The following is a 15,829-nucleotide window of genomic DNA, read 5'->3' as shown; positions in this document are numbered from 1 at the left end:
GGCGAAAAGCCCACTCCTTTAGGTATGGGAATTTCAGATATCATAATACATACCTACTTTCTTCAGATTTATTTACAACTATTCATGTCACCATGTACACACGCTACACATTTCTCATAATCCCACTTATGTTTTCTAAATCTACTGAATTGCAACATACAAATAGCAATGTGCTTTGCCATCTTTCGTATATTCACTTGGAACAGTGCTCTCAAAATCTGCTGTAAAGGTTCTATGTATATCGCCCGATTTATGCTCAGACCATACCTTTTCCCACGCCTTTCTCGTACAAACACTTATTTCTCCGTTTTCATCTTTTTCATCATATTTTTTATAAAAGCCTTTACTTACTTCTGCACCCATCTTTTGAAAAAAGTCCGCTGTTACAGCCATTATCGTTAGGTTCAAACCCTTTGTCCACTTTATTTTCCCTTGACATATTGTGCCCCCTTTTTATTTATAGTATAGATTCTATAGTAGTAACTAATTTATACACCTTCGACCTAACTCTATAGAAATTATAGCATATTATACATATTTCTACATTCCTATAATAGTAAATATTTTCATTTTTTAATACCGGATTATTCAATTTCCAAATTCAATAGTTATGTTGCCTTATATCTTATCTTCCTCAACATTTAGTATTCAAAAAGTAGCAGACCCTTAGAGCAACTTCTCTTAAAATATTCTATTTAACACAATATATTATTAGCCAAAAAACTAAATTGTCTAAGCCATTTCTATGTGGTGTAGTATAGATAATCCGACAAAACCAACGTTAAGGAATTATATGGATAAAAGAGACCATAAACGACCATTTTAGATACTCTCAAATAAAATAAAACTAGAGTGTTTTTTACTCTAGTTAGTTAACACTATAAAAAAAGTATGAATTAACTATAATTACGGATTATACTTATTAACTTTATTGTTGTTTCTTATTTTTGTTCGCTATTTTCGCATCTATTGCTGCTCCACTAGCAACCCCTATAGCAATACCAATAGCCAGATTATTAATTAATAATCCAAATACAACACCGAGACTAATCCCAATAGCAAGGTAAGACCCATTTTTAGAGTTCTTTTTGTTTTCATTGATGTTTTTTCTATCGTTACTCTTTTTTAAATCAGCCATAATGAACTCCTCCTCATAAAATATAAATTAACCTTACTTCGCATAACTCTACAAATTCGACGTATCGCCGTTATTCTTTTTCCCTACACTCATCAATTAAGTGTTCATTTTTCCAGCTTCACATTATTGCTCATAATCTTATAGTTCAACTGTGGTTCCCGTACTAAAATATTGCAACCGTTCTCCCAGTTTCTCTTTCAATACCTTATAAGCAGGATTACCAGTACAATGACCAGTATATATATGCTTTACATTCAAATCAAATAGTCGTTTTCCTAATGCTCTAACCTCTTCCGGTTTTCCACTCATAGACTTGGTGCCTATAATCCCCATTAAATGAAAACCACCGATTATAGCCAGAACTTCCTTTCCGTTGAACGTTTCCATTACCTCTTCAATAATGTTATCAACGCCCCCATGACAGCAACTATTTAGAATAACTAAACCGTTCTCTACTTCAAACACCAAACTTTGTTCATGCTGAAAATCATCGGCAACAAATCCTTTTTCTGTTTTTCGATACATATGTGCTTTCTTTCCCCGTGCTGCTAGCCCAATCGTTTTATGAGAAATTAACCATACACCTTCATCAATTTCATAATCTCCATCTACAAAGACAAATCGGTCACTATATGTATCTAAAATGCCTCGTGGAATACCATTATATATTTTAATCAATCCTAGTTTGGCATAATACAGTTCCCTTGCTGCGCTTTGGAGATATACTTTTGCTTTACTGTTTTCAGAAAAAAATCCAACATATCCACCAGAGTGGTCATAATGACAATGTGATAACGCAGCAGTATCAATATTTTTTAAATCTATGCCTAGTTTATTGGCATTATTCTGGAACTTATTTGATGCACCAGTATCTAAAAGATACTGTTTTCCATTGTATTCGATATGAACAGCAAGTCCATGTTCCCCACTCAAATTACCAGTAGCTTTATTTTCAATAAGTGCCGTTAGTTTCATTACACACCTCCATATACACTTAATAAAGTAAACCCATATCATTAGGTATGGGTTTACTTGTGACTACTTAGAAGCATATTGTGACCTAATTCTGCCTATTATTTACGATTTCTATAGCTGCTTTACCTGTTATATGTTCGATTTTGATTTCAAGTAAACATACTCTATTCCATTCACTTTCAATTTCTCGCTGTCCTTCTTCAATATAGTCAGGTGAATACTTTTCAACTAAACTTTCAATGGCATATCTCCTCTCGTCATCTTCTGTAAGAATCCTTGCTCTACCAAAAACAGACACACTACGAAAATGGGTAGTAAAAGTTTTTTGTATTACTTCGTCTTTTTCTATGACACAAAATGTCACCTTATCATTCCTTTTTATGCTGTCAATCTTATGCCCTTCTTTTGCACCATGAAAAAAGAGTTTTCCGTCTTTATAAGCATAACTTACGGGAACGGTATATGGGTAATCATCATCGCCTGTTACACCTAAAACTCCATATGTGCACTTTTGTAGAATTTCAATTGTTTCTTCTTTGGACAATAACTGCTTTTTTCTTCTCATTTCTCTGAACATAATTACACCCCTCTATAATTCTTTCATTATTATTAAGCCCTTGTTTTTATTACGTTTCCTCAATAAATATTATCATTAATTCATAAATTTTCATAGCACCGCAATATTTTATAAATTTATCATAAAATATATATTTAATCATATCATAATTATTAAAGCTAATAGACTGTATTTTGCTTGAACCTGATATTGAAATACTCATATTAACCTCTTTTCAAATGTAATGACTAACAAAACTTATTAGAAATATAACCGTCCTATGATATATATCGACTTAAAAAATTAAAAAACAAGGTTATTTTAGAAATTGTATTGCTATATTTTTGTAAGATGTAACTGCGAAAGCAAAAACCCTACGTAAAGGTATACGGGGTACGGCAACGATTCGTGCAAAAAACAGCCACAAGACAGCATTTTCGATGAACTATAAATCCAAAATGGAACTACTATTTTGTGGCTGTTATGACGTACTATAAGAAGAATATGACACATGGTTTAATAGAAATAATGCTTATCTTCCATAGTGAATTAAATATTTTTTTCCTTAATGGCTTTCGATATTTTTTCTATCAACAATTTAAGTTCTCGTGATTGGTAGTGAGTATTTGCATTGCTAATAATATAATAGAATTTTTCTTGATATTACTTGATTTATAGTCGTTTTTTGTTCCTGTTGGTGTGAATAAGAGAAATGTTGGCTCTACCCCTTATAGCGTTCTTTTAACCTTTGAAGAATCATAGATATATTTGGTTCATAAGCTTTCAGAGTAGTATTAACTTCTTTCCATGAAAAAACTCCATGACTTATATTTATTCTATATCAATCCTGGAAGTTTACATAAACTTTGAAACAGACTCACTTGCAAATCTATAATAATCTCCAACTCCGCATTTGACTTTATACTTTTATATTTATATAAATAACTTTGATTCACTCAATTTTCTACTATTGAATCGAGCTCATCAACTCAAAGAAATATTTTGCATCTTGAGTTTTATAAAGATTGTACCAAGAATCTAAGGTTTGTGGTGAAAACACCTCTAGAATTTTCAATATGTGCAAAGTAAATTCAAGAGGAGCTATTCCAGAGGCAGTAATCAAACTTCTATCAGTTACTGCGTATTCTTGCTTATAATATTTTTCTCCTGCATAGCTTGGACAGACCATTTTAAGATATCCCAGGTCATTGCTTGTATGGGCTCGCTTATTTAATACTCCTTCCATAGCAAGTCCTATTGTAGCACCACAAATTGCCCCTACAACAATACCTTTCTCTAAACATTCTTCAGCCATTCTTATAATGGGAGCATGAATTGCTTCTGTCCATGTATTCCCACCAGGTAGAATCAAAGCAACTGTCTCTTCAATACTACACTCCTTAAGTTCAATTTCTGGCAATATTTCTAGACCTCCCATTGTAGTAATAGGGTTCTTGTTAATTCCTACAGTTACTATTTTTAGAGGCATTAATCCCTTTTTGTAGTACCTTCCCGAATTGATTTCAGTACTTAAATAACCTATTTCCCAGTCTGCCATTGTATCAAATACATAAAGATATACTTTGTTTTTCATTTTCTATTCCTCCACTTTCATTTCATTAGTACTATTTATCACAGGATGGTTTCAAGCTCCATCTTAATCAATTATATATTATCTTTACTGACAAATTCAGTCAGTGGAGATAATAGTCCAGCAAATCTTTAAGAATTGATGCCATAGCAGCTTTAAAACTATTTGGTTCAAGCACCTTTATTGATTTACCATATGGAAGTAGAATATGAGGAACATAGGTATGGATTGAGTATTCATCCATTAAAAAATTCGCTCTGCATTCAGTTCGTTCTATCAGATGATATCCTAAAAACCAATGTGCACAAAGGTCATTCAATGCTTCTGACTTGCCCTCAATTACTAAAGTGCAAAGTCCTACTTTACTTTCTATATTCGATAATAAGCTTTCTGTAAAAAACTCACGTGCCGAAAAAGCTTCAGGACGCTTAAACGTATTTTTAGTGCTTATAATATTTATTATTCTATCTACCCTAAAGCTGCGAATTTCATTCCTAAGATGGCAAAATGCAATAGCGTACCATTTATTGTTCCAGTAAAGCATCCCATAGGGGTCAACAACCCTATGCTTGGGATGCCCTTCATAACCTGTACAGTATTCAATTTCCATAGAGCATTCATTTGCAACAGCTTGCTCGAGTTCCATTAATATAGGTTTGACAGCTGGATCGCAAATACGGCTCACTACTTCAAATCCAACTAAATGACGATTGAGAACTTTTTCTTGTTCTTGATTCGAAAACATCTTTAACTTTGATGTTGCACTATTTAATGATTCCATAAAAGGATATCCTGATTCCATTGCAAAAACAGCAGCATGCAAAAGTGATTTTTTCTCTTCAAGATCAAAAAACAGGGGTGCTCGGATAAAATTGTTAAGCAAACTATATCCGCCGTTATGACCAGGCTCCGATATTATTGGCACTCCACTAACGCACAGTGCATCCATATAACGATAAACTGATCGTATGTTTATTTCTAACCTTTCGGATATTTGCTTTGCAGTTATTTTTGTACCTGAATTCAGCATCCATAAAATTGCTAGCATATTGTCATTTTTTGGCATAATGCACCCCCTAATCTGGTTAACTATTAAATTTTATTGTTTAGGAATATAATATCATTAAATATTGTTTTTAAAAATTTATAACATTTTTTATTATTAAATCAACTGTGACGCATTTTTTAACAAGTTTGACATAACTCTTTAACTGAGAAATGTCTTCAGATATCGTTGATACCCAGTACACATATAAAGTGTTACACATTTTTTCGACTGCCCATTATTAGCCTAATGGGTATTTGAGTAATAAGAAATAATTTAATTACTTTACTGTAAAACTCTACAATTAGCATTTCTATTTTAAAAAAATCCAAATTTTTTCTTTTTATAGAATGGTTCAATATTATTTGCGTACTACTTCCAAACTCAGAATCATAGGGTACCAAGTCAATAAAAATACCTTTTAAGTGACTCATTGCAACATTACTTATTCCATCAAATATTTCTCTCCTATAACCCATAAAATCTACTACTAAATAACTCTGTTCACTTTCCTTTACCATTAGTTGCAAATAGGCTGCCTGTACATTTTTTTGCTTCTTCAAATATTCAATTAGATTATTACACCTTCAAAATGATCCATTTCATGTTGAACTATTTGTGCTGTAAACCCATTAAACACTTGCTTTTGCTTGTTAAAATTTCTATCAAGATACTCCACCTCTATCATTTCATATCTCTTCATTTTTCTAAAGCCAATTAAAGATAAACAACTTTCTTCTGTTTCATAAAGCTTTTCTTTTTTTAATATAACTGGATTTATCATAGGCACAATAAGGTTGTCTACAGTAAATACCAATATACGCTTTTTTTCTCCAATCATATTACCAGCCAATCCAACACAATGCTCTAAGTTTGCACTTAATGTATCTATTAAATCATCAATTACTACTATATCATTTTTAGTTGCCTCTTCTGATTTTTGTCCTAAAAACAATATATCTTTTACAATTGGTTTTATCATAATTTATACCTCTTTTTCAGTTATATTTTTTATAAAAAATAAGATATGATTTTAAAATATATCGTATAACCTAAGCATATTAAATAAATTTGCTTGACTATATCCTTTCCCATAATTAGCTATAAGTTCTTCACTTAATACACATCCTTAACTCAAAAAAATTATAACATAAACCAATGACACTTTTAATATCATTGGCTTATTTCTTAAGAACATAAGCACGAATGGTAATAGATCCAATCTTAGAGATATACCTTACTATCTTCTACTCTGTACCCGATAAATCGCATAGTTGTTCAGCGCAATTCTGGTTAGATCCTTGTGTTGAATCTGTTGAAGAAGGTGTGGTATTTTAAATATCCCTATGTTCCAAAGTTTTGATTTTCGATCCTCTAGGTAGAGCCCTCATAACCACCTTTTCCCATGGGGTTCCTATTACTTGGTCCATGACAGCTATTGCTCCACGGTCATCCTTAGTTCTAATTAATCTGCCACAACCTTGTTTTAACTTCAATCCCATTTCAGGGTAATCAACGGTTATAAGTGGATTCATCCCCTCTTCTTCTGCTTCTTTGCGCCTCATTTCAATCAAAGGGTCTAAGGAAGGAAAGGGAAGCTGCCAAACTACAACGAGAGATAAAGACTCCCCGGGCACATCAATTCCCTCCCAAAAAGTAGAACCTACTAATACAGATGTAACTTCCGCACGAAACTTTTGGACAAGATGTCCTCGCTCACCTTTATCCTCCCATAAAACTTCAAAAGGTAACTCATAGCCACTAATTTCATTTCTTATTTTCCTGACTTCCTTCAAAGAGTTAACAAGTATCAGCGCTCTTCCTCCATTTTCTTTCAGCAAACATAGTAATTGTTTGATTTTGCGTGAAAACTTGGCACTGGAAGTAGCCTCAAAGGATGGCTGATGTAAATAAACCACCACCTGTTCCTCAATATCAAAGGGACTTCCAACCGTTGATATTGCTGGATCTTTTAAGCCAAGAGTCCTCATAAGGTAACCAAAATCCCCCTTATCACTTAAAGTTCCTGAAGTAAACACCACAGGCAATTTTTTCAAAAATAAATGTTTATCTAGCATATTGCTCAAATTCCGCGGAACTACCCAAAAGCTGCCGTCTGCCCTATCTACCCAAGTAATAACCTCTCTACCTTTATTCCTACCAAACCTAGCTAAGGCTGTAATTGATAGTTCTATTTGAATTTCAAAGGTATGTAACGTGCTTTCCGGTAGCGCGTCTATGTATAGCTCTTCCTCAATTTGTATATCTAAAAGCAACCGATCTAGTGCCTTATGAAAAGTATCAGCTGCTTTCAGAAGTATATCATCGGTGCGAACCCCCAGACGCTCTGATTGCTCATCATCTATTACGTTTTGATTAAGTTTTTCGAAAAAGTTAGAATTGGCCTGGTCCAAGGCAATTGCACTTACAACCAGTGAAGTTCTTGCTCCCTGGATTTCCTCTATCGAAAGGATAATATTATCAATATCCTCTTTATGAATTTGTCTTCCAGCACCCATGGCTGCCGGCAGTATGACTTTATGCCCTTCATCAAAAATCACCAGCGAGTAATCTGGAAGCATAGGCATTTTACCGTCTGCAATTCTTTCATCCCTTGTCCAGAGGTCCTGAAAAAAGATATTATGATCAGCGATAATTAAATCCTTGGAAGATCTGTAATGTTCCCTTACCTTAACAAGCTTACAAAAGCCTCTTCTGGGACAGGCATCACAGGGCATAGTCTCATCCCATCCAATCTGTCTCCATACACTATCGGATATATGCGGCATTTCTGAGCGTTCACCTTTTGTAGTCCTGGCTAACCATTGATTAATCTCATCAGAGGCTGTCGCATCGCCAAACATTCCCCCTATTCCACTAACTCTCTCATCACAAACATACTGACGAGGATCCTTTGCCATTGGCGCATCTATTTCTAATCCCAGTATTCGGGAAAGTGTTTGAATATCTCCCTTTGGCCCTGCCAGCTGTTCCTGAAGTGCTGTTGAGGCACATGCAATTACTACAGGTTTTCCGCTAAAACCAGCGTAGGCAATTGCAGTGAGTAAGTAGGCGAATGTCTTTCCGGTACCGACCTCAGCCTCAGCCAGATGAACTTTTTTATTACAAACTGCATCAGCAAGCTGAAAAGCAGTATATATTTGCTCATCACGTATCTCATATCCGTGTTCCGGAAGAATATCGTAAAAAACATCGCCAATCCAATCCATCAACTTACTTGGAAACTCTTTTTTTGTTTTATAATCAAATGTGGGTCCTATTTTCTTATACAAAATTTTATCCTGGTTAATTAAATCTGAACATAATTATACATTTGACTTAATTAACCAGTTCACCTCCTTATTTTTAATATTATATCCACCGTATACATTTTGGTCTCGATAATAGTTTCAAGCTTTTTAGACCATATCTTTTTAATATCTCACCATTTGTTCGTGTCATGTTAAATTGATTTTTACTTGGGTATAATGCTGTAATATATCCAATATACTCGGTTCCATTTTTCTTGGTATACTTTACATAATCTCTATGCTTAAATCCTTTTACAATTAGCTCTGCGTCACCCTTAGATTTTTTACGTAAAGGTGATATTTGCCAGTCTTTGATATCAATATTATTTTTTTTGATATCTACGTTACATATAACTAAAGCATCATTTGAGTGTGTTTTTTCTATATCCCAATCATTTCTATGGTTTGCAGTATCGCCACCCGTAGTTAAATATAATGGGGCTATTTTTTTAAGTTCAGTCTGTAAGTTTTTTTTACCTTGCATAACATGCAATGCATCACTAAGATTTAATTTTCTACCTTTTATTATAGCTAAATATTGATCTATTAACTCGATTTCTCTGCCAAAGGTTTTTGTGTGACAGGACTTGCATAATGTTACAACATTATGTATGCTGTCGGCTCCTTTAGCACGTCTTGGTTTAATGTGGTGTTCTTGTAAATTTTCTTTAGAACCACAATCAACACAAGTAAAGTTATCTCTCATGAGTGCCGCTATCCTAATGTTATTATCCAGTCTATTAGATTTTTGATATTGCCATTTGTATAGACTTCTACCTTCAGTTAGAACTCGTATGTCTATTAACACATTTTCTAAATATATCGAATCTATCTTAATCCATTTGGTTATTTTGTTTACAACTCGTAAAATGGATTGTTTCTTTTGCATTATCGTTGGAGCAAGTCTACCTTTTCTTTTAGATGATTGCCTATTATCAAATCTCTTTTCTCTATACCTTTTATGATATCTATGATATGTCCTATACCCTTTTCTTATAGCCATTTTTTTAGAAACGTCATCTCTAAGTTCTATAGTCCCCTTAAAAATTGGTTTTACTTTGTTATTACAATCTTGAATTATTCCTAGCCCAACATGTTTACTCCCATCGTCAATTCCAAGATAGGTTTTAGTTTTATTATTGTTATTCTCCTTAACTATTTTAAACAATTGTATTACCATCGGAAATTTATTAAGCATTTTGGCTTTTTTATTTCTAATAAGGTAATAAGCTTTATTTTTGTTGCATGGGCTTAGTCTGTTGCCAGCTAAGTCCAGTACAAATGAATATTCGACCATTTCTAGTCAACCTCCTTACGGGAAATTTTTCTTCTTGCCAATGTAAAATGATGGTGCACTGAATTTCGGTGTGTCTAATCATAATTAAGCCGTAGCAAAACCTTAGATTATTTTCCTCCTCATTATCGTAGAGCATCAGACTGAAGTACATCTAAAGGTACGTCTTTAACCTGTCATTTCACGTAGTTCATCGTGCTACGATCTTTTCAGATGCTACACTCACTTAAGCTTGAAAGCAACGTTCACTGCATGAACAACTAAATATGTTCACTTTTGTTTAAAATTGTTTAGATTTTTTTAAGCAGTTTAGTAGCTCCTGTTAACCTATGGAATACCATAGAAAATATTATGCGAAAATTTACTGTCAGTTATGTACATGCACATAGTTTTTCTTTATATACTAAACATAAACACCCTTACATTCTAAACTTTTTCAATAAGTATTATAACATTAACAATGGAGAAAAAATTACATCTTTTAATGATTCTAATTTATATCACATAAAATCTAGTCACTTTCCTGGATATATACTTACTTTCACCTCAAAGTCGATCCTAATACCAGATAGTAAATTTAATCGCACCATAATTACATCCATTATTTGACTTTACTGTTATAATATTCTTAGAAGCTAAATATTTTATAAATTATAATTTTAGGGGGTATTTTTTATGAATAAACCAGTAATATCGGAACATTTTAAGAAAAGGATGCCATCAGCCGTAAGAATTGGACAAATGAAATTTAATGAGCGTAAAGCTAAACCTGAGTTGGTCAACGTAGCGATTGGAAACGTTTCCCTACCAACAAATCCTGCTATGCAGAAAAGAATGTTTGCATTGGATTCACCTGAAAGCCCATTTGCAAAGGGTACTGTAAGATATTCAGGTACTGCCGGTGTAGCCGAGGCTCAGGATGCATTTAAAAACATTCTCAATTGCCAAGGGTTTGATACTAGCAAATTATTTGTTCAGGTAACCGATGGTGGATCCACTGGTATTGAGATGTTATTACTTGGTGTTTGCGGAGCTTCCGGCACTGATGATAAACCTCTTATGATGATTGACCCAGCCTATACAAATTATATTTCTTTTGCAGAAAGAATTGGCCGTAAAACTGTTACAGTAAAGCGTCATTTAGACGATGATGGTAAGTTCAGCCTTCCAGAACTAGACAAAATTGAAGAATCTATTAAAAAGAATAATCCCGGGGCACTTCTTGTAATCCCTTACGACAATCCTACAGGGCAGCTCTACGACTATGCAACTCTTAAAGAACTTGCTAAAATATGCGTAAAATATAATATGTGGATGATTAGCGATGAAGCTTATCGTGAACTATATTATGTTAACAGTGACCTCATAAGTATCTGGGGAATCACTGATGCAGATGTACCTGGCATAGAGGGCAGAAGAATAAGTCTCGATACCGCATCAAAGATATGGAGTGCCTGTGGTTTAAGAATAGGGGCTTTAATCACTGATAATGAAGAGTTCCATACTCAATCAGTAGCTGAATATACTGCTAACCTTTGCGCCAATGTAATAGGTCAGTATATCTTCGGAGCACTAGCTCATGAAAGCAAAGAACAGCTTGATGAATGGTGTATAGGACTCCGTGAGTATTACAAAAAACTCTTGTTTAAATTCTATAGTTGTATGAAGAAACTGGACCCAGGTCTTATTGTTTCTAGCCCTGATGCAGCTATATACTCAGTAGTTGACGTTAGAAATGTTGTAAAACCAGGATTTGATTCAATCGAATTTGTTATGTATTGTGCCCAAGAAGGCTCAGTGGATTTCCACGGAGTGGAAACAACTCTTCTGGTAGCACCTATGAAAGGTTTCTATGACATTAAACCAGGCGAATCTAATCCAGGAAGCACTCAGATGCGTATCGCATTCGTAGAAACTCCAGAAAACATGGCAAAAGTTCCTGAGTTATTCGTTAAGCTTCTAAGAAAATATGAGGGTATACGTTAATCATACTTAAATTATACACCAAAAGAAAAAAGAGCCATCTCGCAATAGAAATTACTTTCTATTTTGAGATGGCCCTTTTTATCTATTTTCCTTATATCAGTTTTAAATAGATAATTCCCCTATTTTCATAGCACTTTCCAAGCTTTTAGCAGATGCTATAAACCCTGCTTTGTGACAAAAAATAGCATCATCTATTTTAAGTATAGAATTTATTTCCTCACTTGATTTTCCTCTAATCGATTCTAATAAATCTTTTCTTGCTTCAAAAGTATCAACGGCTTTCTTTACAGTTTGAATCTTATACTCTGCATTATTATCATTTGGAGAAATAACAAACAATATTTCATTATTTATATCTATTTTAAGTAACTGTTTAAGCCAAGGGCAACCGGTTTTTAAAACCATTATTTCGTTAGTCTTTCTATTTTGAAAGGCTTCATCTACTATTACCCTTGCTTTTATAACAGAAACTTGTCTGCTTATTATTCTTTTTATAACCTCAGTAGCATACCGGACGGCTTCTTCGAATGCCTCCTCTTTTGAATCATCAGAATCCCATGCAGGATTAAAACTTTGGATTATATCACTTATTGTAGTTACATTAATTTCTGATTTTATATCTATTCCATTATCTGTAGCATCAATACCCTGAACTAAATTTTTATCAACACAATCAAAAATGGATCTTATGTCCTCTTCATCAAATTCAGAATTAAACTTTTGTATTACTCTTGACCCAAACTCTCTCCAAACCAAACCACAAGCAGCATATGGAACATCGTTTTCTCTTATTTCTTTGTCTAATTGGTGATGGTCGAACTCTCCAAAGCCTATGTCATATACAAAATCTAAAGTTCTAAGTATATTCTCATCTCTTGTTCTTGTTACCTTTATATCCCCTAGTAGTAGACTAAGTATAGCTGTAGCCATAACATCGTCTGCATGAAATTTTCCATTATGTGTTCCTAAAGTTTTAATATTCTTTTCATTAATCATTATTTACCTCTTTTATATTTATTATAATTTACTCATATCCGCAATATATTCTACAATTTCATCATCACTGCTAAAATCATCTTTATTAATCCAAGTTACTCTTGGATCTTTTCTAAACCAGGTAAGCTGCCTTTTAGCATAATTCCTACTTCCTTGTTTAATCATTTCTATAGCTTCATTTAAAGATATTTCACCATTTAAATAGTATAGCACTTCTTTATATCCTATACCCTTCATTGACTGCATATCTGAATTGTAGCCCATATCTTTTAATTTTATAACTTCATCTATTAAATTATTTTCAAACATTATATCTACGCGTTGGTTAATTCTATTATACAATTTTTGTCTATCCATGTTTAGTACAAAATAATGTACATTATAAGGAATATCCAAAATATTTTGCTCTGATTTAAACTCACTCATGGGTTTACCACTTACTTTGTACACTTCTAAAGCTCTAATAACCCTTTTTAAATCATTAGGATATAGTTTATTGTAAGATTCCTCATCAATATCTTTAAGTAAGCTATGTACATATTCGTTTCCTTTTTCATCTGAAAGTTTTGTAAGATACTCTCTATACTCTTCATCTTTGTTGGTACGCGCAAAGCTATAGTTGTATATTAACGAATTTATGTAAAACCCAGTTCCACCAACTAGCATTGGGAGTTTATTTTTATTACTTATATCTTCAATAGCACTTTCAGTTCTTTCTTTAAACTCAGACACACTAAACTCTTCACTAGGCTCTATTATATCTATTAGATGATGAGGAACTCCCCTCATCTCCTCGAATGAAATCTTAGCAGAACCAACATCCATACATTTGTATATTTGCATTGAATCTGCTGATATGATCTCTCCCTTTAGCTTTTGCGCAAGTTTTATAGAGATTTCTGTTTTACCTACAGCTGTAGGGCCTGCTAAAATAAATAAATCTTTCATGTTTCCACCTTTTTTCTATTGTATTCTTTTAAATCTTTTTTCAAGTTCATTAAGTGTAACTTTTATTATTGTAGGTCTTCCATGGGGACAAGTAAAAGGTTCATCAATATATCTTAAATCATCAATTAATTTGTTCATTTCAAGCTCCGTTAGCTGATTATTTGCTTTTACAGCTGCTTTACATGCCATAGATGCTATACGATTATATTTAACTTCTACAGTTTTACCGCTGCCCATGTTTTTTAAATTATCTAATATTTCATTAAAGAGATTTTTAATATCCGGTTTACCAAGTATTATTGGAACTTCCCTAATACTTATTGTGTTTTCACCAAATTCAATAATGTCAAAACCAGAATTTTTAAACACTGCTTCATTTTCAATATAATAAGTGTAATCATCTTGATTAAGCTCTATTACTATTGACGTAAGTAAAATTTGGGATAGCACCTCGGAATTCGTAATTTCTTTTTTATATTTTTCAAATAATACTTTTTCATGAGCTGCATGTTGGTCAATTAGGTAAAGCTCATTATATACCTCACCTAAAATATAGGTTTTATTGAATTGTCCTATAATTCGAAGCTCTGGAAACTTTGAAATTTTAGAAACTTCATTTGGTGATGTGATTTCACCCGTCTCATAATTAATTATATTACTATCTTTAACATTCTCACTTACCCGCGCGATTTGTAACTCATTAGTAGCTTCACTACCATAATTACTTGTAACTTTTAGATCACTCACATTTGTATAAGATGATTCTTTAAAATTATCCGTTTCATTGTTTAATGTTTTATAATTAAAATCTATTGGGATTTGAACACTCTTTTCTAGTTCTTCCCTATCCTTTTCATCTATTACCGTCCTGTTAAAATCATAAATTTCTTTTCTTAAGGTGTTTTCTTCAATTTCTTTCTCACTGCTATTTGCTTTATCGCCTTCTGGTATATCAAAATTGCCTCTTAAACTATCAGCAATTGCTGTATGCACTGCGTCAAAAACAATTTTAAATACAGCTTTATCCTCCTGAAATTTAATTTCAGTTTTTTGTGGATGAACATTTATATCTATATACTCAGGGAAAATATCTAAAAATATAACAAAGAAAGGAAATTTATGAACAGTCAAAAAAGATTTAAATGCATTTTCGACGGCCGCTGTAATTAGACCACTTTTAATATACCTTTTATTAACAAAAATACTTTGTCTATTTCGGCTTCCACGACTTATCTGTGCATTACCGATATATCCATGAACAGACATTATATCGTTATACCTTTCAAAACTAGTAATATTATCTACAACTTCTTTACCATATATATATCTAATAGTATCACAAAGATTTGTAGAACTATATGTAGACAAAACCTTTTTACTATTGTTTAGTAGTTTAAAAGAAATCTCATTGTTAGCTAATGCAAGCCTGCCTATAATATCTGATATTAAAGCCGATTCTCTTTGAGGCGTTTTTAAAAATTTTTGCCTTGCAGGAACATTAAAAAACAGATCCTTAACTTCTATTGTTGTACCAACATTACATCCTACTTCTTTAACGTAGAGTATATCTCCTGATGACTGAGATATCTCTTTGCCAAATGAGGATTCTTCAGTTCTACTATTTAATGTAGTACGGGATACAGACGCAATACTCGGTAATGCCTCTCCTCTAAACCCTAACGTATGTATTTTATAAATATCTTCAACATATTTTATTTTACTAGTAGCATGAGGCAAAAAAGCCTTTTCTATATCATCTATATGTATTCCAGTGCCATCGTCAGTTATCTTTATGGTTTTTTGACCACCATCAACGATTTCTATGCTAATATTTTTAGCACCAGCATCTATACTGTTTTCCACGAGCTCCTTGACTACAGACGACGGCCGCTCTACAACCTCACCTGCAGCAATTTTATTGGAAGTTTCAACTTCTAACATATTAATTCTCATGACAACTCACATCCTTAGCTATTTTTATAGCCCCCG

The 15,829-nt window shown here is 33.1% G+C and carries 14 protein-coding genes and 1 pseudogene; 1 reads left to right on the top strand and 14 read right to left on the bottom strand.

Annotation, left to right across the window (positions count from 1 at the left end):
- Nucleotides 1–141: 141 nt before the first annotated feature.
- From ACWJKE_RS02485 to iscB, 11 genes and pseudogenes are all read right to left on the bottom strand, one after another.
- Nucleotides 142–405, bottom strand: a pseudogene (locus ACWJKE_RS02485) (AraC family transcriptional regulator); the annotation flags it as partial.
- 523 nt (nt 406–928) lie between these two features.
- Complete coding sequence (locus ACWJKE_RS02480; protein WP_220285861.1) at nt 929–1,138, bottom strand: hypothetical protein; 210 nt, start codon at nt 1,136–1,138, stop codon at nt 929–931.
- A 138-nt stretch (nt 1,139–1,276) separates the two neighbouring features.
- Nucleotides 1,277–2,113, bottom strand: a complete 837-nt coding sequence (locus tag ACWJKE_RS02475) for an MBL fold metallo-hydrolase (RefSeq protein WP_220319522.1) — start codon at nt 2,111–2,113, stop codon at nt 1,277–1,279.
- An 85-nt stretch (nt 2,114–2,198) separates the two neighbouring features.
- Complete coding sequence (locus tag ACWJKE_RS02470) at nt 2,199–2,690, bottom strand: pyridoxamine 5'-phosphate oxidase family protein (RefSeq protein WP_462959130.1); 492 nt, start codon at nt 2,688–2,690, stop codon at nt 2,199–2,201.
- 49 nt (nt 2,691–2,739) lie between these two features.
- Complete coding sequence (locus tag ACWJKE_RS02465; protein WP_462959129.1) at nt 2,740–2,892, bottom strand: hypothetical protein; 153 nt, start codon at nt 2,890–2,892, stop codon at nt 2,740–2,742.
- Nucleotides 2,893–3,636: 744 nt separating this feature from the next.
- The gene (locus tag ACWJKE_RS02460; protein WP_164946729.1) at nt 3,637–4,263 is read right to left on the bottom strand and encodes a type 1 glutamine amidotransferase family protein; all 627 of its coding nucleotides are present in this window, start codon (nt 4,261–4,263) and stop codon (nt 3,637–3,639) included.
- Between the two features lie 100 nt (nt 4,264–4,363).
- Nucleotides 4,364–5,326 carry a helix-turn-helix transcriptional regulator gene (locus ACWJKE_RS02455; RefSeq protein ID WP_220285864.1) on the bottom strand — a complete coding sequence of 321 codons (963 nt, stop codon included), beginning with the start codon at nt 5,324–5,326 and terminating at the stop codon, nt 4,364–4,366.
- A 194-nt stretch (nt 5,327–5,520) separates the two neighbouring features.
- A complete protein-coding gene (locus ACWJKE_RS02450; protein WP_220285865.1) occupies nt 5,521–5,868 on the bottom strand; it encodes an enhanced serine sensitivity protein SseB C-terminal domain-containing protein in 348 nt (115 codons plus the stop codon).
- Nucleotides 5,869–5,876: 8 nt separating this feature from the next.
- Nucleotides 5,877–6,287, bottom strand: a complete 411-nt coding sequence (locus ACWJKE_RS02445) for a peptide deformylase (protein WP_462952930.1) — start codon at nt 6,285–6,287, stop codon at nt 5,877–5,879.
- Between the two features lie 352 nt (nt 6,288–6,639).
- Nucleotides 6,640–8,598 carry an ATP-dependent DNA helicase gene (locus tag ACWJKE_RS02440; protein WP_258280659.1) on the bottom strand — a complete coding sequence of 653 codons (1,959 nt, stop codon included), beginning with the start codon at nt 8,596–8,598 and terminating at the stop codon, nt 6,640–6,642.
- Between the two features lie 79 nt (nt 8,599–8,677).
- Nucleotides 8,678–9,913, bottom strand: a complete 1,236-nt coding sequence (iscB, locus tag ACWJKE_RS02435; RefSeq protein ID WP_165412231.1) for an RNA-guided endonuclease IscB — start codon at nt 9,911–9,913, stop codon at nt 8,678–8,680.
- Between the two features lie 672 nt (nt 9,914–10,585).
- On the opposite strand from iscB, the gene ACWJKE_RS02430 reads away from it, so the two are divergent.
- Nucleotides 10,586–11,896, top strand: coding sequence for a pyridoxal phosphate-dependent aminotransferase (locus tag ACWJKE_RS02430; protein WP_220285868.1), 1,311 nt, complete (start codon nt 10,586–10,588; stop codon nt 11,894–11,896).
- A gap of 102 nt (nt 11,897–11,998) precedes the next feature.
- Here the strand turns inward: ACWJKE_RS02430 and ACWJKE_RS02425 are convergent, their stop codons facing one another.
- From ACWJKE_RS02425 to mutL, 3 genes are read right to left on the bottom strand one after another with little or no spacing between them, the layout of a single operon-like run.
- Nucleotides 11,999–12,892, bottom strand: a complete 894-nt coding sequence (locus ACWJKE_RS02425; RefSeq protein WP_216303037.1) for an MYG1 family protein — start codon at nt 12,890–12,892, stop codon at nt 11,999–12,001.
- A gap of 21 nt (nt 12,893–12,913) precedes the next feature.
- Entirely contained in the window at nt 12,914–13,840 is a 927-nt protein-coding gene (gene miaA, locus ACWJKE_RS02420; RefSeq protein ID WP_462959128.1) for a tRNA (adenosine(37)-N6)-dimethylallyltransferase MiaA, read from the bottom strand.
- A gap of 15 nt (nt 13,841–13,855) precedes the next feature.
- Nucleotides 13,856–15,793, bottom strand: a complete 1,938-nt coding sequence (gene mutL / locus ACWJKE_RS02415) for a DNA mismatch repair endonuclease MutL (protein WP_220285870.1) — start codon at nt 15,791–15,793, stop codon at nt 13,856–13,858.
- Nucleotides 15,794–15,829: the final 36 nt, after the last annotated feature.

The sequence above is a fragment of the Clostridium sp. CM036 genome, assembly GCF_055081135.1.
This window is presented reverse-complemented; position numbering and strand designations above follow the sequence as displayed.

Excerpts from the sequence above, each read along its gene's own strand:
- ACWJKE_RS02455 (WP_220285864.1), bottom strand. The coding sequence starts at position 5,326 with ATGCCAAAAAATGACAATATGCTAGCAATTTTATGGATGCTGAATTCA.
- ACWJKE_RS02465 (WP_462959129.1), bottom strand. The coding sequence starts at position 2,892 with ATGAGTATTTCAATATCAGGTTCAAGCAAAATACAGTCTATTAGCTTT.
- ACWJKE_RS02470 (WP_462959130.1), bottom strand. The coding sequence starts at position 2,690 with ATGTTCAGAGAAATGAGAAGAAAAAAGCAGTTATTGTCCAAAGAAGAA.
- ACWJKE_RS02460 (WP_164946729.1), bottom strand. The coding sequence starts at position 4,263 with ATGAAAAACAAAGTATATCTTTATGTATTTGATACAATGGCAGACTGG.
- ACWJKE_RS02430 (WP_220285868.1), top strand. The coding sequence starts at position 10,586 with ATGAATAAACCAGTAATATCGGAACATTTTAAGAAAAGGATGCCATCA.
- miaA (WP_462959128.1), bottom strand. The coding sequence starts at position 13,840 with ATGAAAGATTTATTTATTTTAGCAGGCCCTACAGCTGTAGGTAAAACA.
- ACWJKE_RS02425 (WP_216303037.1), bottom strand. The coding sequence starts at position 12,892 with ATGATTAATGAAAAGAATATTAAAACTTTAGGAACACATAATGGAAAA.
- mutL (WP_220285870.1), bottom strand. The coding sequence starts at position 15,793 with ATGAGAATTAATATGTTAGAAGTTGAAACTTCCAATAAAATTGCTGCA.
- ACWJKE_RS02475 (WP_220319522.1), bottom strand. The coding sequence starts at position 2,113 with ATGAAACTAACGGCACTTATTGAAAATAAAGCTACTGGTAATTTGAGT.
- ACWJKE_RS02480 (WP_220285861.1), bottom strand. The coding sequence starts at position 1,138 with ATGGCTGATTTAAAAAAGAGTAACGATAGAAAAAACATCAATGAAAAC.
- iscB (WP_165412231.1), bottom strand. The coding sequence starts at position 9,913 with ATGGTCGAATATTCATTTGTACTGGACTTAGCTGGCAACAGACTAAGC.
- ACWJKE_RS02445 (WP_462952930.1), bottom strand. The coding sequence starts at position 6,287 with ATGATAAAACCAATTGTAAAAGATATATTGTTTTTAGGACAAAAATCA.